Raw genomic sequence first — 21,061 nt, 5'->3', positions numbered from 1 at the left:
GGCAATAGGAAAGCTGGGCCTGGAAAGAGGAAGGCGAAGTTCACGTAGCGCGATCAGGGCAGGTTGATGCCGGCCAGACGCGCATGCTGGAGCGCGGTGTCGAGGCCGCCTTCCATCATGGCGGGCTCGACCGTGTTGTTGCCATTGGCGTCGACGCCGGCGCGCACTTTTTCGAGCAACTGCGTCATGCCGGCGGCGTGCTTCCGGGCGGCGCCGATATCGTCGCCATACGACGTTTTGAGGATGTTCACCGCCTGGGAGTAGGCGTCGAAGATCCAGCCCGTATCGGCTGAGGAGAGCCAGAACTCGGAGGGCGCGTCCCACTGGGCGGTGAGGTCGACACGCGGCATGCCGCCGCGGGCCGGCGCATAATCCATCCGTTGCCACCCGATCACATTATTGAGGGCGGCGAACGTGTGCTGGAAGTGGGCTTTGCCGGCTTCAGCTTCCACCTTGATCAGGTCTCGCACGTAGCGTCCACGTCCGACGATGCCCATCAGGGCCGGATCGGTGACGGCGGCCGGCAGCACCCCGAATTTTTCGGGGGTCTCGAGTTCGAAGTCATCCGTATCGGACTGCCAGCGGCTTTTCCAGTCGTGCACCTTTTCAGCACCCAGTGCGCCGTCGGCGAGGCCGGAGGTGATGCCCCAGATCGAAGCGAATACAATGTCTGCCTCGCGTTTCACTTCGGCCACGGAGGCGGCCGTCTCGGCCTTTTTGCTGGCGGCGAGGGCGTCGGTGGTGAGCTGATCGATCGCTTTCAGGTGCGTCGCCATCTCAGTTTTGGAAGGCTGGGCGAGGGCGGGTGCGCTCAGGAGGCTCGTCGCAAGGAGTGTCAGGGCGATTCCCGTCCAGAAGCGATTCCGGACAACGGGCGCCGGGACGGCGGCGGGGCGAAGATTCGGCGTGCGCGTCAGGAGAGCCAGTAGCCGGCGAAGGTGCTTTTTCATCATGGGGAAAGGAGTCGGTGGAGGAATGGAGTGCGAGTCGTCCTGCGGAGCGTGTGGATGACGGGCTCCTGTCAGGCTCGTACGCGGAGTATACCCCGCATGGTTGCGGCATGACCGGGAAAGGTGCAGACAAAGGGGTAGTCGCCCGGGATCGACGGCGCCTCGAAGTAAATGGTTTCGGTGGTGGCGGGTTGTAAAAGGCTTGTAAAGAACAGGACGGCGCCGGCATCGGGCACATAGCCCATCTCCTGCCCGCGCAGCCCGAGGTTGAGCGCCTCCGTGGCCACGTGGTCCGCCTCGTCGGGGGCGGTGATGACGAGATTGTGGAGCATATCGTCGTTGTTATTAAACGTGAGCGCCACGCGGGCGCCGGCCTTCACCTCGAACTGCGCCTCGTCGAACCGCAGGCCCGGGAGCGTGCCCAGGGTGAGGGTCAATTCGGGGCCAGAATTCCAGCTGGCCGGCGGCTGTGTCCTATGCTTCAGGCCAGCGCTGACGTCTGACGCCGGCTCGGACGCCGCGGCATGCGCGCCGGCCACGGTAAGTCGCTCTCCATCCGGGATCGCGTTGAGGGTGTAATAGGCGAAGTCGTGCAGCAGCGGCGCGCCCGACTGGGACGGCAGCGCACCGAGGCGGATCTCGTGGATGTAGCCTTCACGCAAGCCATCCACCACGAGGCGTGCCCTCAGGCCGTTATCGGAGACCTCGACATGGCGAACCGGCAGCGTCTGAATATCGACTGCCGGGCTGCCGTACGTGTTGTGGTACTTGTACGTAAAGCCCTGTACAGTGTACATCGCGGGATCCCCCGCGGCGGCGGGGTCGGCCGGCTGGGTGAAGACGATCTCGAAGCCATCGGGCATGGCGCGTACTTCCTTCATCTCGAAAGGCACATTGCCGGTCCATACGAGCCGCTGGAGCGCGTACGGCGCCTTGCCGGTCGCATCCCATCCGCGGCTTGTCTGGCCCACAAACAGGGAGTGATCCAGCCCCCACGCCGTCCGCAAAATACCCGAGGCGAAGCCTTCGTAAAACGGGAAGTTGGCGCCCTGGTATTCGCCATTGACCTGTTCCAGAAAAACCCGCATCAGCTTGCTGTGGCCCTGGTCCCCGACGAATACCTGGCCGGCGTACGGCCCGAAGCCGCCGTCGGTGATGTCCTGGATGATGGCGGAGGTCGATATCCCCATGATGGTGTGCGGAAACCAGACGGCCGGCAGTTTGAGTGGCTCGATCGTTTTCGCGGCCTCCGCCATCGGAGCGCCGGTGTTGGGGATATCGTCGTACGCCAGCTGGAAATGGGTCCACTCCGGCTCACTCGTCCAGTTCAATCCACCGGGATGCCCCAGGAAATCGCCCGTTTCGATGTGGGTCATCCACCCGGAGCCGATCCAATCTCCCTGGTTTTCGCCATAAAAGATGTCGCCGTTTTCCAGGATCCCGATGCCGGCCGGCGAGCGGAAGCCGACGGCCATCGGCGTCATCTCCCCTTTCGGGGTGATCTCGAGCGCCCAGCCCCGCCACTTCGCCCGGCTCTCCCCTCGATCGAACCAGCCGAGGTTGAGTGAGACGAAGAAATTACCGTTGTTCATCAATAACGGACCATACGAATACTCGTGGTAATTGCCGGTCAGCGGCCAGGCGTAGACCGTCTCGAAGTTTTCCGCGCGTCCGTCGCCGTCCGTATCGGTCATCTTCGTCAATTCGCCGCGCTGGGCGGTATACAGCGACCCTTCATGGCGCAGCAGCCCGAGGGGTTCGTGCAGGCCGCGCGCGAAGAGCGTGAAGGCCGGCGCTTCGGGGCGTTCACCGTAGGCGTTGTCAACCAGCCAGACCTCCCCGTGACGTGTCGCCACGGCGGGCCGTCCGTCTGGCAGAACCGCCAGGCCCCCCACTTCAAGGATGATGTCCTCGGGGATGGGGATATCGACCACCTGGTAATAATACCCCACTTCCTCCGGGGTGTGGTCCAGAGGGTCCCCCATCGGGCGAGGCTCCGCGCAGGAAGCCAGCAGGGCGGCGGCGACGGTAATCCCAACCACTCGAGCGAGCGGCTTGGGCTGTCGTGCGGCGATGCCGTGTAGCGTAACAGGCTTTATCATGCGGATCTACCAGACAATATCATAGGAGACCAGAGCGCCGCCGGCGACATCGACGCTGATGAGCAGCTCGCTTTTCCCGCCGACGTTACGCACGAAGGCAAGCCCTCCCTGGAGGTTTTCGATGAAATAGGTGTGGTCGTCCACGGCGTAGGCGCCGTCGGGCATCAGCTCGATCCGGTCACCCTCGGCGATGAACAGCCACACCTTGCCGGCCGGGGCCGATCCGGACAACGCGATGCGCCGCGAAAAGTAGGCGCCTTCGGGCGTCAGCTGATCCAGCACCTCCGTATCCCCCACCTGGTAGGCAAAGATAGGCCGCTCAAATTCATTCAGACTGTACCCTTTGAACCGAAACCCCTCCGGCGTTTCGGGCCACGGCGCCGCGTCGTCGGAAAGGACGGCCACCGTCGGCCAGCCGCTGAGTTCGAGGACGCTGCCGAGTGGGATGGCGCTCTGCAGATCACCGCGCTGATACCACATCGTCGCGGCATTGACGAATCGGCCTTTCCACAGGCTCAACAAGGCGCCCGTTCCGGTATCGAAGGCATAGTGGATGCCCGAGGGTTCACCGACCGACATCGCGTGGGTGCGTGGGGCGCCTCGGTGCATGACGAAGTTGCGCTGGATCGAGGCCTCGCCGGCCGGAGCGATCTCATAGGCCGCGAAGGCATCGAGCGGTAAGGAGCCGGGCGCCGAGAGCTCCGTTCGCAATAATCCCGGGCCTGCGATATAGAAGCCGAGGGCCGTCGGGTCGCCGTGCCAGTTGCCTCTGGCGTAGGTGAGTGCAAACGGGTGGGCCCCTTTCGATAGCCGGAGGCGGGTGGTGCGAAGCGCGAAATCACCCGGCGCAGCCACATTGTCGTCGCGGTCAGTGAGGACGGTTTTCCCATCGACATCCAGCCGGACGCGGGCGCTGTGCGCCACCTCCAGGACGTAATCGCCCGTCGTCGGGATGTCCAGGGAGCCGGTGAACTGGAGGGCGAAGCGCTTTTCGGTATCGGCGAGACCGGCATCGATCGCCGGCGTGGGCCCTTCATGCGTCAGGGTGAGATCGCCCAAATCGGGCATCTGCCAGTCGAACGCCCCCTGGTAGTAGCCATACCGCAGGTTCGAGAGGGTCACCTGCTCGGGTCCGTACAGGCGGTAGCCGATGTTGCGGAACGCCACAGGACCATGGTCTCCCTGGATCATGAGCGGACCGCGCGGGGCCTCATCGTCCCAGGCGGAGGCGCGGGTGGGGCCGCCCAATTCGACGTTTTCGTGGAGCACGACGCCGTTCAGAGCGACGCGCACGAAGGCGGCGTCACGGGTCTTCAGGCCGGCCGCATCAAAACGCGGCGCCCGGAATACGATGTTCAGGTGCTGCCAGAGCCCCGGCGCGCGGGCGACGTTGACGGGGGGGGCATGGCCTTCGTAGCCTTTCTGGCCCTCGGGACGCGCTTCGTCCCACCGTTCATAGATGCCACCGATATCAGCCGGACTCGGCGCCGGGACGCCCCAGCTATCGAAGAGCTGAATCTCGTAGCGGCCCTGGAAATAAACACCCGAATTAGAGCCCCGGGGCATCATGACCTCGAAATCCAGTTCGATATCGGCGTGTTCCCACGTGGTAAACAGGTTGTCTCGGGCGCTCTCCGTCTGGATATTGGCGAGGATACCCGTTCCAGGCGTCGTCGTAAAGGCCTGATCGGCGTTACGATCCGCCGTAAACCCGCCGACAATCTGCCAGTTGCCGGCGGTGGGCTTGAAGCTCCGCAGGTCGTCGAGCGACAAGGGGGTGGCCGGCGTGGCGGCTTGCTGGGCTGCGGCCGTTGAGCCGGCAAGCATCAGGGCCAGTGGCACAACAAGAAGTACAATCAGCGCGGCGCGGCGCGCGTGCGCGATTACGGTGGGTATCAACATAAAATAAAGCGCGATGCCAAATCCTAACGGGTGCCCGTCGCAAAAAGGGGTTTTGTAGCATGGGAAGATACGCCGTCTTCCCCACAGTTGAAATGGCTGATACCAACCACGGCACCTCGCGCGCCGAAGGCCTACCCGAGAGCGTGGAGGTCGGGGCCTACGTTGGCTTAAACGTAGGCCCCGACGCTTCGGTGCCGATGAAGAGACATCGGATTCAACCGCTCACTCCACCCCGTCTTCGGAAGAGAAGTAGTCGCGTTTCACCTTGATCCCCACCAGTATCAGGAGCGCGCTGTGAAAGAGGACATCGAAGATATCCTCCGGACGCGTCAGTTCACCCGCGAATAGCATCCTGGCTTTCTGCCACAGGTGCGGCTCGGGATAAAACGGCGCCAGCGCCATCAGCGTGGCGCCCACGATCAGCAGCGTAAGGGGAATCCGATCCAGCCATCCGCCCATGATCAACTCCCGGCCGGCACGAGACGGACGATGCTCGTCGGCATGCCCTCGATAGCAATGTAAAGGTAGCCATCGGGACCCGTTTCAACGTCGCGCAGCCGGCCGTCGGTTTTGAGCACCACTTCCCGATTGACGACGGTTGTGCCGTCGATCTCAACGCGGTGGAGTTCGCCGAACTTGAGCGACGTCACGAACAGGTCGCCGCTCCAACCTGGAAACGCGGCCCCGTCGTAGAAGTCGATGCCGCAGGTGGCGATCGACGGCGTCCAGTGGGTCGCCGGCTGCTCCATGCCCTCTTTTTCGGTAAATTCGCTGATGATCTCGTTGTTGTAGTTGATGCCGTACGTGATCGCCGGCCAGCCGAAGTTGAGGCCTTTGCGCACCAGGTTCAGCTCGTCGCCGCCCTGCGGACCGTGTTCGGTATTCCAGAGGGCGCCGTCGTTCCATTGCAAGCCCTGCGGGTTACGGTGGCCGTACGACCAGATCGTCGCCACGGCGCCGGCCTGGCCGACAAAGGGATTGTCGGCCGGCACGCGCCCGTCGTCGTGCAGGCGGTGGATCTTGCCATTCGGGACATCCAGCCGCTGGGCATCTTCCATGACGCCACGGTCGCCGATCGAGAAAAAGAGGTAGCCAGCGTCGTCGAACGTGATCCGCGAGCCGAAATGGTGCTCGCGCGTGCTGTACACGTCTTCAGGCGCCGTGTAGACCATCTGCTGGTCAATCAGCGCGTTCCCGGAGAGGCGGGCGCGCATGAGGGCCGTGAAGCCCGTGGCCTCGCCGGCCGCGTTCATCTTTTTGTCGGAGTAGCTGATGTAGATCCAGCCATTCTGCTGATAGTGCGGATGCAGTTGAACGTCCAGCAACCCGCCCTGGCCGCAGGCGCAGACTTCCGGCACGCCTTCGACGGGCGCTGAGACGGTGCCGTCGGTGGCGACGATGCGTAAGGTGCCGATACGCTCGGTCACGAGCAGCCGGCCATCCGGCAGGAACGCCATGCCCCACGGGCTATCGAGGCCGGAGGCGAAGGGCTGGATCGTGTAGCCGGCGGCGCCGGCGGGTGCTGGCTGGGCGCTCGAAGTCAGGCCGGCGATGGAAACGACGATAAAGAGCCAGATAAAGCGGGCAAATTGAGACATTGGGATGACTGGTGTGAGGTTCGTAGGGTCTCGTCATCCCCAACTCGATTGGGGATCCATGCAAGACCTGTTGGTCGTATGGGTCCCCGCATTCGCGAGGATGACGAGAGGAATGGTACCGCTATGCCCCGCCACTTCCAAACGTGTACCCTATTCAGGCACTTGTTGCGTGAGGCAGTGGATGGCGCCGAGACCGACGATGGCGGCGCGGGCGTCGATGGCTACGACGTCGCGCGTCGGGAAATGCTCCTGAAGCATGGCACAGGCGACTCCGTCCTCGGGCTCGCCGTAGCCGGGCACCAGCACCAATTCGTTGATGATCAGGAAGTTGGCGTAGCTGGCCGGCAGGGACTGCCCGTCCCGTTCGATCGGCTCGGGCAGTGGGAGTTCCACGATCGTGAGTGCCCCGCCCATCGGGGTGCGGTAGTCGCGCAGGATGGCGCGCGAGGCTTCACCGAGGCGGGGTTCGATAAACACTGTGTCGTCGTTCACGAAGCGAGCCAGGTTGTCGATGTGGCCATCCGTGTCGTCGCCGGCGATCTCGCCTTCAAGCCACAGGATGTCCCGCGCGCCGAGGGTATCCACCAGCAGCTGATTGGCGGCGGGAATCGTGAGGCCGGGGTTGCGGTTCGGATTCAGCACGCAGGAGGCGGTGGTGAGCAGTAGCCCCTCGCTGTTGATTTCGAGCGCGCCCCCTTCGAGGGTCACCTCCTGCCGAAAAATGGGGAGGCCGAGGTAGGTGGCCATCTGATCGGCGATACGGTCATCCTGGTCGTACGGCGGGTATTTGCCGCCCCAGGCCGTATAGCGCCAGTCAATGGCCGCGCGGCCGCGGGGGCCGGCGACGATCGTCGCGCCGTGGTCGCGGCACCAGGCATCGTCGGTCGGAAAATCGTGTAAAACGACCCGTCCACGGGCAATGGCGTCCTTGAAACGGCGTTCGAGGTCGTGCCGCATGGAGTCCCCGGTGACGTTGATATGGGCCTCTTCCACCTCGCTGATGGCGCGGGTGAGTTCGTCATAAAACGTCACGACCTGCGGCAAAAAGCCGGGCCAGGTGTCCGGGTTGTGAGGCCACGAGATCCAGACGCCTTGTTGATGCGCCCACTCGGCCGGCATGTGGTAACCGAGCGCGGCGGGCGAGTCGGGTGTGGGCGTGAGCGTCGAAGGTAGTATGTCCATGGCGAAGCTAGTCGATATACCGCCGGGTAATTGCTTCGTACGCGTCGATCCGGCGGTCGCGTAGGAACGGCCAGCCGGAACGCTGATCAAAAATGGCTTGCTTGTCGATGTTCACGATCAAGATCTCCTCATCGTCTTGCGAAGCACGTGCGAGGATGGAGCCGTCCGGCGCCGCGACGAAGCTCTGCCCCCAGAACTGGATGCCCTGGCCGGCCGCGGCGCCAGGCTCCGGCTCGAAGCCGGTCCGGTTGACCGCCACCACGAAACACCCGTTGGCAATCGCGTGGGCCCGTTGGGTGATCTCCCAGGCATCATGCTGTTTTTCGCCGTGAGAGTATTTCTCCTCGGGGTGCCAGCCAATGGCCGTGGGGTAAAACAGGATCTCGGCGCCGTGTAATGCCGTGAGGCGGGCCGCTTCGGGGTACCATTGATCCCAGCAGACGAGCACGCCGATAGGGCCGCGCGAGGTTTCGAAGCTCCGAAACCCGAGGTCGCCGGGCGTGAAGTAGTATTTTTCGTAGTACCGCGGATCATCCGGGATGTGCATCTTTCGGTAACGGCCGAGCATGCCCCGGTCGTCATCGACGACGACAGCGGTGTTGTGGTACAGGCCCACCGCCCGTTTTTCGAACAGGCTGGCGACGATCACCGCACCCTTCTCCTTCGCCAGAGCCGCAAAGGCGTCGGACGACGGGCCCGGGATGGGTTCGGCGAGCGCAAAATGCGCCGAGTCCTCGTTCTGGCAGAAATACCGGCTGCGAAACAACTCGGGCAGGCAGACGATCTGTGCGCCACGATCCGCCGCCTCGCCGCTCATCTGAAGGGCGCGGCGCAGGTTGTCATCCGGGTCCGCCGAGCATCGCATCTGGACGACGCCGAGGGTGACCTGTTCGTTGGCCATCGCTCCTCCAATCACGTGTTTCTGAAATAGGTGGTCTCCTTCATAATCTGCTCGTACTCCTCGAGCATCGCGTAGCCGGCGCTGGGCTGGATGACGCCGGACTGCACCTTCTCCCGCACGAGCTTGTTCATGCGCCGGAGCAGATCGTTGGGGAAATACTGCACCTGGGCGAGCATCTCTTCGACGCTTGCGCCCGGGATCACTTTCTCGATATAAAATCCTTCGGGCTCTTCCTCGCTGGCGTAGACGTGCACCTCGGAGACGCGTCCGAACAGGTTGTGCATGTCTCCCATGATGTCCTGGTAGGCGCCCATCATAAAGAAGCCGAGGTAGTAGGCCTCCTCGTTCTTGAGGTCGTGCACCTCCAGATAGTCCTTGTCTTCGTAGGGGGAGATGAAGGTGCAGACTTTGCCGTCGGAGTCGCACGTGAGGTCCACGAGGATCGCGCGCCGGTCCGGGCGCTCGTCGAGCCGGTGGATGGGCATCACGGGGAAACACTGGCCGATGGCCCAGTAGTCGAGCATCGACTGGAAAACGGAAAAGTCGCACTGGTACTGGTCGATCAACACATCGTCCAGATGCGTCAGTTCATCCGGCAGCCATTCCGCGTTGCTCTGCTTCACCTTTTCGTTGATCGTGTAGCAGATGCTCCAGTACAGCTTTTCGGCGATGGCCTTCTGCTCGATGGGCAGGTAGCCAAACGAGAAGAGGGACTCGGACTGGAGCCGTTTCTCGACGGCGTCGTGGTAGGCTTCGAGCAGGACCGGCAGGCGCTGTTTCTTGTCGGCCAATGCGATGCGCCAGATCTCGTCCATCTCGCGGATGATGGCGTGATCGCCTTTGCCCGGCTTGAAGTCGGGGTCCATGCCCTCCTTACGATGACAGCCGAGGATATCCACAACCAGGACGGAATGGTGCGCGGACAGCGCGCGACCGCTCTCGGAGAGAATGATCGGGTGCGGGGTATTGGTGGAATCGCACACTTCCTGAACGGCATACACGGCGCTGCGCGCGTATTCGATCAGGGTATAGTTGATGCTGTCGGTGGTTGTGCCGTACCCCAGGCCGTAGTTGACACCCAGGCCGCCGCCGATGTCCAGGTACTTCACCTCGATTTCGCGTTGCCAGAGCTGGACGTAGATCTGGGTAAATTCCTTGATCGCCTTTTTGAGGGTCTGGATGTCCGTGAGCTGGCTTCCGAGGTGGAAATGGAGCAACTGGAGAGAATCCGCGAGCCCGCGGCCCTTCAGTTCTTCCACGGCGCGGACGAGCTCGGGGATGGTGATGCCGAACTTGGATCGTTCGCCGCCGGACTCCGCCCATTTGCCTACGCCGGGCGTGGAGAGCCGCACGCGGACGCCCATACGCGGCCGCAGGCCCATTTCCTCGGCGAGCTTGAGGAGGCGCGTGAACTCGGTGTATTTCTCAATGACGGGGATGACCTGCTTGCCGAGCTTTTGCGCGGAGAGGATCATGCGTAGCATCACATCATCCTTATAGCCATTGCAGATGAGCAGCGTCTTGTCGTCCTCCAGGTGCGCCAGCGCGGCGACCAGTTCGGCTTTAGAGCCGCACTCGAGGCCGAGGCCGTAGGGTTTGCCGGCGTCCAGGATCTCCTCCACCACCTCGTGGAGCTGGTTCACCTTGATGGGATAGATGCAGTTGTAGCGGTTTTTGTAGCCCAGTTCCTTGCAGGCGTCGATAAACGCCTCGTTGATCCGGACCACCCGCGCATGCAGGATGTCCTGAAACCGGACGACCACCGGGAAGCGGGTGCCCCGGCGTTCCAGTTCCTTGACCACCTTCTTGAGATCTACCGACTGCTTGCTGCCCTGTACGGGCCGCACGCCGACGCTTCCATTGTCGTTGACGTGAAAGAAGTCGTCCGACCAGAAGTTCAGGTGATACATCTCCTCGGCGTCTTTCGGCGTCCAGGTGGCTTCCTCCACGACGTCCTGGCCGAGGGTATCAACAGATGCTTTGTTTCCCAATATCGTTTTTGAATCTAAGGCTGATGAGAATCGTGTGGTGTTCAGTGGGGATCGCAACCGTTCAGGCCGATACGGCCGCGCCGGCTGCCGCCGCCACCTTCGAGCGCTCCAAGACGTACGCAAAAATCAATGGCGCAACGATCGTCGCGTCGGATTCGATCACATACTTCGGAGTGTCCGCGCTGAGTTTCCCCCAGGTGATCTTTTCGTTCGGGACGGCGCCCGAGTAGGAACCGTAGCTGGTGGTGGAGTCGCTGATCTGGCAGAAATACCCCCAGAGCGGGACCTCGGTGCGGAGCAAGTCCTGATGCAGCATCGGGACGACGCAGATCGGGAAGTCGCCGGCAATGCCGCCGCCGATCTGGAAAAAGCCGATCGAGCGTTTGCTGGTCTCCTGCTCGTAGATGCCGGCGAGCATCATCATGTATTCGATTCCCGACCGCACCGTGTGCACGTTCCGGACATCCCCCTGGATGCAGTGGGCCGCGTAGATGTTGCCGAGGGTCGAATCCTCCCAACCGGGCACGATGATCGGAAGATTTTTCTCGGCCGCCGCCACGAGCCAGCTGTCGGCTGGGTCGATCTGGTAATACGGCTTGAGCGAGCCGTTCCGGATGACCCGGTACATGAACTCGTGCGGGAAGTAGCGCTGGCCGCTGCGGTCGGCGTCCTGCCATTCCTTGAGCACGGCTTTTTCAAGCCGGCGAATGGCCTCTTCTTCCGGGATGCAGGTATCCGTGACGCGGTTGAGGTGCCGGCTGAGGAGCTTCTCCTCGTCCGCCGGCGTGAGGTCGCGGTAGTTCGGGATACGGACGTAGAAGTCGTGCGCGACCAGGTTGAACAGGTCCTCCTCGAGGTTGGCGCCCGTGCAGGTGATGAGGTGGACGAGGTCCTTCCGGATCATCTCGGCGAGCGAGAGGCCCATCTCGGCGGTGCTCATCGCGCCGGCAAGGGTAACCATCATCGCTCCGCCTTTATCGATATGATCGACATACCCCTTCGCCGCATCGACGAGCGCCGCGGCGTTAAAGTGGCGATAATGATGCTCCAGAAAATCGGCTATGGAAATGTGCATCGGGCAGACAAGGACGTGCGGGGCGTTCCCCCGCTTTTGGGTTGGAACGTACTGGGTGAGCGCGCGGCTAAAAACGGAGCGTGTCTGCTTTAGTTTCGAGGGGGATTTCAGAATTTTTGCGCGGCAAGGGCATGGTTTCCGTAGGGTCAGTCGAGATTGATCGACGTATTGAATCGCATTAGATAAACAGGCACAATATATTGGACCGCCTGTACATTCACGTTCCACTCCCCCATGTCCTACTTCATCGGAATCGACAGTTCCACCACCGCCACAAAAGCGCTGATCATGGACGACGTCGGCGTCGTCGCCGGCGTGGCCTCTTCCGAATACCCGTACGACACTCCCCGGCCTCTGTGGAGCGAACAAGATCCCCATTTCTGGTGGAAAGGCACCGTAGAGAGTGTGCGGGCCGTGATCTCGAAGACAGGAGTGCATCCAGCAGACATCGCCGGCATCGGTCTCACCGGCCAGATGCACGGTCTGGTGCTGCTGGATGCAAAAGGCGAGGTCATCCGGCCGGCGTTGCTCTGGAACGACCAGCGTACCGGGGCCGAGTGCGACGAAATCCGAACCCGTGTCGGGCGGAGCCGGCTCATCCAGCTCACCGGCAACGATGCCCTCACCGGGTTCACGGCCCCCAAAATCCTCTGGGTCCGCAACCACGAACCCGAGAACTACGCCCGGATCAGGCACGTGCTCCTGCCGAAGGATTACGTTCGCTTCCGCCTCACGGGCGACTACGCCACCGACCGCGCCGGCGCGGCCGGCACCCTGCTGCTGGATATCCGAAAGCGCGACTGGTCGGATGAGGTCCTCGCCGCGCTCGACATCCCCCGTGCGTGGTTACCGGATACCCACGAGGGGCCTGAAATCACGGGCCGGGTTTCGGTCGAGGCCGCGGCCTTGCTCGGCATCCCGGCCGGCATCCCCGTTGTGGGCGGCGGGGGGGATCAGGCGGCGCAGGGCGTCGGGGTCGGCGCCGTGGAAGAAGGGATCGTCGCCCTGACGCTCGGCACTTCGGGTGTCGTGTTCGCCAGTGCTAACCAGCCGGCCATCGAGCCCGAGGGGCGGCTCCATGGTTTTTGCCACGCCGTGCCGGGGCGCTGGCATATGATGGGGGTGATGTTATCCGCTGCCGGCAGCCTCCGCTGGCATCGGGACACGATCGCACCCGGGGTCGAGTTCGAGGACCTGGTACATGCTACGGCGGACATTCCCGCCGGCAGCGACGGGCTGCTCTTCCTCCCCTACCTCACCGGGGAACGCACGCCCCATCCGGATCCCTACGCACGTGGCGCCTTCGTAGGGTTGACGGTCCGGCACACCCGCGACCACCTCACCCGCGCCGTGCTGGAAGGCGTGGGCTTCGGGTTGAAGGACAGTTTCGAGTTACTGCGGTCGTCCGGACTCCCCGCGGCGCGCCAGGTGCGGATCTCGGGCGGAGGCGCGAAAAGCCCCGTCTGGCGCCAGATCCTGGCCGACATTCTCGGGGCGGAGCTGGCGACGGTGAACACGACCGAGGGCGCCGCCTACGGCGCGGCGCTGCTGGCCGGCGTGGGCGTGGGCGCCTGGCCGGATGTAGACGCGGCAGCCAAAGCGTGTATCCGGGTTACAGGAAGCACCCCGTGCCGGCCCGACGCCGTGGCGACGTACGCGCGGTTCTACGAACTCTACAAAGCCCTCTACCCGGCCCTGAAAGGAGTGAACGATGCGTTGGGGCGGAGCGAATAGGCACTCTCGGGTAATGGAGGTTATCGTTGGCAGTTACTCTCGGCAACCTCCCACACAGATTGGCCCAACATCATGTCCGCACCCTATATCATCTACGGCGGCTCTGGCGGCATCGGCTCGGCTACGGCCCGGCTCCTCCACGCACGGGGGTACCCGCTCCATCTTGTCGGGCGTGACGAAAACCGGCTGGTGGCTGTAGCCGAAGAACTCGGCGCCACCTATACGGCCGGGGATGTGACGGACCATACCGTGTTCGGCCGTGTTTCCAGCGACGCCCCGGGGCCGTGGGCGGGCCTGGTTTACGCCGTGGGCACGATTAATCTGCGCAGCTTCGGGCGGATGACGGAGTCAGATTTCATGAAGGATTTCCAGGTCAATGCCCTCGGAGCGGCGCTGGCCGTCCAGGCGGCCGTGCCGGCACTCAAACAATCGGAGTCGCCGGCCTCGGTCGTCCTCTTTTCCACCGTAGCGGCCTCGCAGGGATTTTCATTTCACACCTCGATGGGCATGGCGAAAGGCGCCGTGAACGGACTCACCCTTTCCCTCGCCGCCGAGCTCGCCCCGAAGATCCGCGTCAACGCGATCGCCCCGTCGCTTACCCGCACCCCGCTGGCTGCCGGCATGCTGGGCAACGAAAAGATGGCCGCGGCTATCGCGGAATTACACCCTCTCCAGCGCCTGGGCGACGCCGAGGATGTCGCCAACCTTGCCGCCTTTCTCGTATCCCCAGAAGCCGGCTGGATAACGGGGCAGATCATGGGGGTCGATGGAGGACGGTCTACGTTGAGGACAAAAAACTGAGTCCTATGCCCCGAAAACCGAACAAATGGGACCTCCAGAAAAAGGCATGCGCCGTCTGCAACCGCTCGTTTACCTGGCGAAAAAAGTGGGAGCGGGTGTGGGAGGAGGTGCGCTACTGCTCTGATGCCTGTCGCAACAAGCGCTCCTGGATTACCCCATCGAGGCCCTGACGCCCTCCAGCAGCTGTTTCGTAGCCAGGATGCCGTCGTGTTCGCTGTGGGCCGATCCCTCGTATTCGATCCCGACGTGGCCTGAAAATCCGTGTTTCACGGCGATTGCCATCATGCGCCCAAAGTCCGTGCTGGTTTCATTGCCCTGCGCGTCGAAGGCGTACGACTTGGCGCTGAGTCCGCGGGCGAAAGGCATCGTCTCATCGACCCCCTGGTACCGGTCGTAATACGGGCCAGCCTTGCCCGCCGGCGTCGGGCCGCCGTATTCGTCCGCCGGATACCAGTTGCCAAAATCGGGCAGGGTGCCCACGTTGGCGTGGTTGAGCGTTCGCATGAGATTGGCCACCCAGGCGCCCTGGCTTGAGAAACCGCCGTGGTTTTCGACGATGACGTTGAGCCCTCGCGTGGCGGCCTCATCGCCCAGACGCTGTAGGCCGTCGGCCATCAACTTCGTCTGCTCCTCCGCCGAGCCCTCGCTGCGGGCGTTGATGCGGATAGAGTGACAGCCGAGCGCGGCGGCGATGTCCAGCCAGGGCCGATGTCGGTTGATGGCGTCCTGGCGGAGGGCTGGATTGGCATCGCCAAGCCGGCCGGCGTCGTCCACCATGATTAGCAGATTTTTTACCCCCTCACCGTCGGCCCGCCGTTTTAATTCGGCCACAAACAGCTCCGACACCAGGAAAAACTGGTTGACGTATTCAACGGCGTCGATGCCATAGGTGCGCCTGGCCACCACGGGGAAGTCCAACGGCTGCAGCGCACCCGAAAAGAGGGTGCGATGGAGCGACCATTCGGCCAGCGAGATCGAAAAAGACGGCTTGATGGAATGTGTGGATACGGGCATGAGCGGAGCGAGGGCGGCTAGAGCGGTGGTTTGGGCGAGAAAGGTGCGACGATTCATGGGACGCGTCCGATACGTTTTCAACTGCCTGATGAGAAACTGACCTCAACATAACGCGTCGCCGGCCACTATTTCCACTGCCACTCATGCATTCCCCGGCTGAGAACTGGAATTACGCGGTGATGGTTTGGATTTCGATCCAGACCCATTCATCACTTCCCCCGTGGTACAATGTGAGAAAGCTCCCTCCGTTGCCGAAGGGAGCTTTCCGTAGTTCGTTTGCAGTCCAGAACGGGAGTTCTTACCAGTTCACAACCGCATGAGCGATCACCCAGATGCCATCCCCGTTCGTATCGGTCGCGTCGAAGGTGTAGCTGTAGGACGAGGCCAGCGGGTCGAAATAGACCGTGTGGCCATACTGGCCCGGAGCAGTGGTTGTCGGGCTCAGGTCACCAACGTAAATGTGTGCTTCCTGCATCGCATACCCCGGCGTCATGGTATACGAAACGGTGACCGACGAGCCAATCACCTCAACGCTGAGCGATCCTACGAGCGTACCATTCGAGGTAAGATTCAGGCCGGCGCCTGCCCAGATTTCGTAGGTCGTCGTACCGTCGCCATTCAGATTGATGGCCCATCCCCATCGGTTCTTGATGAGGTTAAGCGAAGGTAGGTTTTCTGGATTCGATTTCTTGGCGGTGGTCCAGACATAGCCTCCTTTCGCAAAGGCCGTTTCGCTCTGGTCAAACGGCGGCGGCGTATCGCAGCACTGAATGGTATAGGTGGTGTAGTACCACCAGCGTTCACCCGTATCACCGCCCGTATCGCCACCGAAAGCCGTTTCACTTCCACCCCCCGGTGTCGTCACATCCGCGTGGACCACGACATAGATCAGGTCTCCACAGGCGTTGACCAGGCTCAGGTCGTCAAGCGGAATAGTGAAGGTGTACGTGGTTCCGCCGTCCGTCGTGATCTTGTAGGGAAACTGCCCAAATTGCGGGTTGCCGGGCCCGTTCCTTGGCATGTTCGCGAGATCACCGCCCACCCACATCTTGAGTTGCTCCTCGCCCGCCTGATAGCCGGCCTCGGAATAGACCGTGACGTAGAGGTTGCTCCCGTCATTATAGATCGTTACGCTGCCGACATCCTCAAACTGGCCGGCCCAGAGATCCACGGTATGCGTCGTGCCGCAGAACATCACCCCATCCACGGTGATGACAGGCAGCACATCACCTGCCGGCGGATCGGGTTGCACATCGGCTGAAACGTTTTCTGGTCCTCTAATTTGAAGTGAATCATCAGGGGACGAGGCATCGCATGCCGCCATCCCTAGCACTAGGAGGGCTGTCAGTGCCGACAGCCAGACACGTGGTTTCATCGTATTCCTCAGGTTGAAATGTACTGGCGGTCAGCAAAAGCCGGCCGCCACAGGGACAGAGCACATACGCCGACAGGCATTCTCTTCTCGTTCACCACCCGGAGGAGATGGATCATGGAATCATGACACTTGCGCACATGGAAATGACAAAATGGCGACATTTGGGGAATACCTTCCCATTCAAAGCCACACTTTGGCCTGCTTGACATACATGTTATGCGCAACCTACATAACATGTTATGGTAACTGCAATAACGTATTTGCGTCATTTTTGAAGTCAAGCTAAAAAACGCCCACGTTTGAATGTTCTTCAAGCCGTTGCTTCCCTGATCGTACTGGCCCTATCCCGGGATCGGTAAGCATACTCACACCCAATGCGCCACATGGCGCTTCACGCTACTCCAATGGACCACACGCGATAGCCTGAGATCATGTGTGATGATGCATAATTGCGTATGACGGGCGATGCGGCAGGCGCACCGGCGCGGCCGGGGATTGGGGTATTTTTCTTACGTCACTCAGGCACACCCCCCCGAAGCTCCCCCCCGATCATGTCTACCGCCGAACTCGTCACCGTCCGCCCTTCGAAAGCCAAGCAGGCCGCCAAGCAGCTCATCGACATTCTCATCGTGCTCGTCACGATGCCGTTCTGGCTTCCGGTCTGCGCCGTGATCTACCTCGCCATCCTCCTGGAAGACGGCAAAAACCCGCTGTTTCTGCAGGAGCGCCTCGGCAAGGACGGCCGCATCTTCCGCACCTTCAAGTTCCGGACGATGGTCGTCAACGCCGAGGAAGCCCTCAAGCAGGCCCTCGCCAAAGACGAAGTGCTGCGTCAGGAGTGGGAAATGTTCTTCAAGCTCCGCAAGGACCCCCGCATCACGAAGATCGGCAATATCCTGCGCCGTACGAGCCTCGACGAGCTGCCGCAGCTGGTGAACGTGCTCATCGGAGACATGGTGATGGTCGGCCCGCGCCCGCTGCCGGCGTACCACCACAACGCGCTGCCGACGGAAGTCCGCGAACTGCGCAACGTTGTGAAGCCAGGCATCACGGGCCTCTGGCAGGTTTCCGGCCGCAGCGACAGCGGATTGGACGGGATGAAGCAGTGGGATCCGTACTACGTCCGCAACTGGTCGATGATGCTGGACCTCCAGATCCTCGTCCGCACCGCAACAGTCGTCCTCACCCGGCAAGGAGCGTACTGATTGGCGATTCGTGATTCGTGATTAGCGAATAGCGATGTAGAGGGATGTAGTGCACCCCCCCATCGCTATTCGCTATTCGTTTAATCGCTAATCGTTTAATCGCTAATCGTTTAATCGCTATTCGTTTAATCGCTAATCGTTTAATCGCTATTCGTTTAATCGCTAATCGTTTAATCGCTAATCCTTCAGGTATGCCACCAGATCCACCAGTTCTTCCTGACGTAGCGAGCGGCCGAGCGCCGGCATGAGCGACTGGCCCAGCATCTCTTTACTTGCCACATCGGACACCGAGTAGCTGTTGGTCCGCCCGCCGGCTTCGCGGAGGCGGATTTCGTCGCCGGACTGGTTGAGGATGTAGCCGACGGCCTCGCTGCCGTCCTTCAGTTTCAAAACGTAGCCTTCGTAGCCAAAGCCGATGCCGGCGTCGGGGTAGAGGATGGCGGTATAGAGCGCTTCCGGGGTCAGTTTGTTGCCGATTTCGGTAAGCGCGGGCCCAAAGTCGACCCCGTGGCCCTGGACGACATGGCACGTGCTGCAGAATTGTGCGAACACGACCGCCCCCTCCTTCGGGTTGCCTTGCATCGTCACGAGCGCTTCGATGGCCGGCAGCGCTTCACCCGTCATGCCGGAGGGGGGCTCAAAATACTGCTCGGCCTGCCCGCGGCGCCGGCTATCCGTCGAGGCGAACAGGATACTCGAAGCCGTGGCGGAGAGCTCCTCCGGCATGACGCCTTCCTTGAGCAGCGTCAGTACCCGGTTTTCACCCTGCCAGCCGGGGCCAAACGCCTCAAGGGCCCGCCGGCGCACTTCGAGCGGCAAGGAGGGGTCTCGGAAAAGGGACTCGAGCGTGCCGCGAGAGCCGTTGGACTCGACTCCGTCGAGCAGCGAAATGATCGCGGTGCTTTCCTCCGTGGAGGCCGCGGCTACCGCGGCGGCGATTCGTTCACGACCGTCCAGATCAAGCAGAATGCGGCCGGCATCCTTGCCGAGGTCGCCTGCGGGGTCGGCAAGGGCCATCGTAAAAAGGGCTTCTCCCTGATCGGCAAGCTCGAATCGGTCCACCAGGTCGAGGAAGGCGCGGGTGCCGCGGACGTCGTCCAGGGTCGAATAGATCGCGTCGCGGGTGGCGGGGGTTTCCATGGCGTCGCTGCCGGCCAGATGCTGCAGGCTCAACACCCGGATGTCGAGCTCTCTCGGGTGGTCGGCGGCGAGTAAACCGCCCAGCAAGGCCGCTTTCGCCGGACTCGCGGGGTGGAAATCGAGCGCGCGGAAGTAGCGCAGCCGCTCCGTGTCGGTGGTGGTCGGGGACAGGATTAACTCAGTCAACAACGGCAGCGCCGCTTCGGCGCGGGCGCGCCAGACGATGTCGCGGCCGGCGGGCGTGTCCCAATCTTCCCGATTTTGCTCCTGCCACGCCGCAAAAAACGCGTCCCACTGGCGGTCGGCTGCAATACCGAGCGCCTCGAGATACCATCGATCCACGCCGTCGTGCTGCGCGGCCAACCGCGCCCAGAGCGCCGGTGCTTCCGGCGAGTCGTTGTGGCGCAGCGCGATGGCCGCCTCCCGCCGCACCTGGGGTGAGGGATCGTCTGCACCCTGCTGGATATACGGAATAAGGTCGAGGTCGAGTTGCCGGGCCAGACGGAGGCCGGCGATGCGGATATCCTCGTTTTCGTCCGCAAGCGCCATCTCCACCGTCGACGCTCCGCGCCCCTCGATCTGTCCCAATAACCACAATGCCCTCGCCTGCATGCGCGGATTCGGATCGTCGAGCAGCTCATCCAGCGCCGTCTCCGCCGTGGCTCCCATTACATTGAGGGCTGTCCACGCCAGATACCGAGTGGCCACGTTAGGGCTTCTTAATGCAATAACGGCTGTTTCTGGTAAGGATAGATCGTGGGTCGGGACCGTGTAGGGCGTGCGGGGCGGGGCGATCCGGTAGAGCCGGCCCTGCGCCAGGTCGCCCACGTGGTGCCCGCCAACGCCGGGGTCGTACCAGTCGGACACGATCAGCGATCCGTCCGGCGCCACCGCCACGTCCGACGGCCGAAACCACTGGTCGTGCGTCCCCTTCAGGATGTTGACGATTTCGGCCTTGTACCCCGCACCCGTTTTGCTGACCGGATACGAGCGGACGACGTTTGGGCCGGCATCTGTGTGGATCATCTGATCCCAGTACACTTCCGGAAGGAGTCGGCCCTCGTAGATGGCGATCCCCGTTGGCGAGCCGGCCCCCGTCTGAAGCAGGTTGGGCACCACGCCGGGGTCGTTCAGGTGCCAGTGCCGCTGCGGAATCTCCTCTTCCCATCCCGTGCGCCGCTGGCGCCAGTCGGCCCCGGTCATCTCGTCCCGAAACCCATAATTGCCATACTCCATCACGAAGTTGATGCGGGTGGCGCGGTTGCCGTCGTCGTCGTTGTCCGATTGCCACAGCGTGCCAAACGCATCCACCGCGACCTCGTAGTTGTTGCGGAAGTTGTGCCCCAGCACCTCGAAGTCGGTCCCGTCTGGATTCATCCGAAACACCATGCCTTGCCGATACGGCTGGCCGTCTTCTTTCACCTCCTCGCCCGAGGCATCGACCACCTGGACGCTGTCGGCGTCGAGCAGTTGCTTGCCTTCGTTGCCGAAGTTGAAATACAGCCGGCCGTCCGGCCCAAACGTAAAGGCATGCGCGCCATGGTCGTGCTGAACGCCCTTGATGCCCGTGAACAACACCTCCTTCCGATCTGCCACATCGTCCCCATCCTCATCCACGAACACGAATATGTTTGGACTGACGGAAACGAACACCCGGTTTCCAAAAACGGCGATCCCAAGCGCTGCGTTGATGTCGGTACCCTCGTAAAACACCTTGCGCAGATCGGCCGCGCCGTCGCCGTCCGTGTCCTCGAGGATGAGAATGCGTTCGCTTTCCCCGCGAACGGGATTCTGCGGGTTGAGCTGGGGTCGGTAGTTGATGCCTTCGGTAACCCACACCCTGCCCCGGGCATCGATGTCGATGTTCGTCGGGTTCGCCAGCATCGGCTCCGCCGCAAACAGCGTCGCCTCTAGCCCCGGAGCTACCTCCAGGCCATCCAGCGCATGTTCGATCTCCCGCAGCTGACCCGGGCTCAAGGCCTCCCCCACCACGCCCGGCACAAGGCCGTATTCGTTGACGACAGGAGGCTTCTGGCAGCCGATCAGGATATATCCACTTGCAATAACGGATACTATTACGGCGGAGCGCAT

Annotated in this window: 15 protein-coding genes; 3 read left to right on the top strand and 12 right to left on the bottom strand. The window is 62.3% G+C overall.

All coding sequences use genetic code 11. The features are described from left to right. Positions 1–53: 53 nt before the first annotated feature. The 9 genes from SH809_10280 to SH809_10240 form a co-directional block, all read right to left on the bottom strand. A complete protein-coding gene (locus SH809_10280; GenBank protein MDZ4700081.1) occupies positions 54–953 on the bottom strand; it encodes a hypothetical protein in 900 nt (299 codons plus the stop codon). Positions 954–1,021: 68 nt separating this feature from the next. Beyond that, on the bottom strand, positions 1,022–3,052 hold the full coding sequence (locus tag SH809_10275; GenBank protein ID MDZ4700080.1) for a plastocyanin/azurin family copper-binding protein: 2,031 nt from the start codon (positions 3,050–3,052) through the stop codon (positions 1,022–1,024). 6 nt (positions 3,053–3,058) lie between these two features. Continuing rightward, entirely contained in the window at positions 3,059–4,954 is a 1,896-nt protein-coding gene (locus SH809_10270; protein ID MDZ4700079.1) for a family 16 glycoside hydrolase, read from the bottom strand. Between the two features lie 222 nt (positions 4,955–5,176). Further along, positions 5,177–5,413: a hypothetical protein gene (locus tag SH809_10265; protein MDZ4700078.1), complete on the bottom strand. Its 237-nt coding sequence runs from the start codon at positions 5,411–5,413 to the stop codon at positions 5,177–5,179. A gap of 2 nt (positions 5,414–5,415) precedes the next feature. After that, the gene (locus SH809_10260; GenBank protein ID MDZ4700077.1) at positions 5,416–6,552 is read right to left on the bottom strand and encodes a PQQ-dependent sugar dehydrogenase; all 1,137 of its coding nucleotides are present in this window, start codon (positions 6,550–6,552) and stop codon (positions 5,416–5,418) included. Between the two features lie 150 nt (positions 6,553–6,702). Continuing rightward, positions 6,703–7,734 (bottom strand): agmatine deiminase family protein, encoded by a 1,032-nt coding sequence (locus SH809_10255; GenBank protein MDZ4700076.1) that lies wholly within the window; start codon positions 7,732–7,734, stop codon positions 6,703–6,705. A gap of 7 nt (positions 7,735–7,741) precedes the next feature. Further along, positions 7,742–8,635, bottom strand: a complete 894-nt coding sequence (locus tag SH809_10250) for a carbon-nitrogen hydrolase (protein ID MDZ4700075.1) — start codon at positions 8,633–8,635, stop codon at positions 7,742–7,744. A gap of 11 nt (positions 8,636–8,646) precedes the next feature. Next, positions 8,647–10,626, bottom strand: a complete 1,980-nt coding sequence (gene speA, locus SH809_10245) for a biosynthetic arginine decarboxylase (GenBank protein ID MDZ4700074.1) — start codon at positions 10,624–10,626, stop codon at positions 8,647–8,649. Positions 10,627–10,687: 61 nt separating this feature from the next. Continuing rightward, on the bottom strand, positions 10,688–11,701 hold the full coding sequence (locus SH809_10240; protein MDZ4700073.1) for a deoxyhypusine synthase family protein: 1,014 nt from the start codon (positions 11,699–11,701) through the stop codon (positions 10,688–10,690). Positions 11,702–11,935: 234 nt separating this feature from the next. On the opposite strand from SH809_10240, the gene xylB reads away from it, so the two are divergent. After that, positions 11,936–13,435 carry a xylulokinase gene (gene xylB, locus SH809_10235; GenBank protein MDZ4700072.1) on the top strand — a complete coding sequence of 500 codons (1,500 nt, stop codon included), beginning with the start codon at positions 11,936–11,938 and terminating at the stop codon, positions 13,433–13,435. A gap of 72 nt (positions 13,436–13,507) precedes the next feature. Continuing rightward, on the top strand, positions 13,508–14,236 hold the full coding sequence (locus SH809_10230) for an SDR family oxidoreductase (GenBank protein MDZ4700071.1): 729 nt from the start codon (positions 13,508–13,510) through the stop codon (positions 14,234–14,236). A 150-nt stretch (positions 14,237–14,386) separates the two neighbouring features. Here SH809_10230 and SH809_10225 read toward each other — a convergent pair whose 3' ends face one another. Continuing rightward, positions 14,387–15,307, bottom strand: a complete 921-nt coding sequence (locus SH809_10225; GenBank protein MDZ4700070.1) for a TIM barrel protein — start codon at positions 15,305–15,307, stop codon at positions 14,387–14,389. 241 nt (positions 15,308–15,548) lie between these two features. Continuing rightward, positions 15,549–16,502, bottom strand: coding sequence for a hypothetical protein (locus SH809_10220; protein ID MDZ4700069.1), 954 nt, complete (start codon positions 16,500–16,502; stop codon positions 15,549–15,551). A 674-nt stretch (positions 16,503–17,176) separates the two neighbouring features. On the opposite strand from SH809_10220, the gene SH809_10215 reads away from it, so the two are divergent. Beyond that, positions 17,177–17,830, top strand: a complete 654-nt coding sequence (locus tag SH809_10215; GenBank protein MDZ4700068.1) for a sugar transferase — start codon at positions 17,177–17,179, stop codon at positions 17,828–17,830. A gap of 177 nt (positions 17,831–18,007) precedes the next feature. Here SH809_10215 and SH809_10210 read toward each other — a convergent pair whose 3' ends face one another. Next, positions 18,008–21,061, bottom strand: a complete 3,054-nt coding sequence (locus SH809_10210) for a PVC-type heme-binding CxxCH protein (protein ID MDZ4700067.1) — start codon at positions 21,059–21,061, stop codon at positions 18,008–18,010.

This window comes from Rhodothermales bacterium, assembly GCA_034439735.1.
In the GTDB taxonomy this organism is placed as follows: domain Bacteria; phylum Bacteroidota; class Rhodothermia; order Rhodothermales; family JAHQVL01; genus JAWKNW01.
The sequence above is the reverse complement of the archived record's forward strand: the minus strand, read 5'-3'. Positions and strand labels throughout refer to the sequence as shown.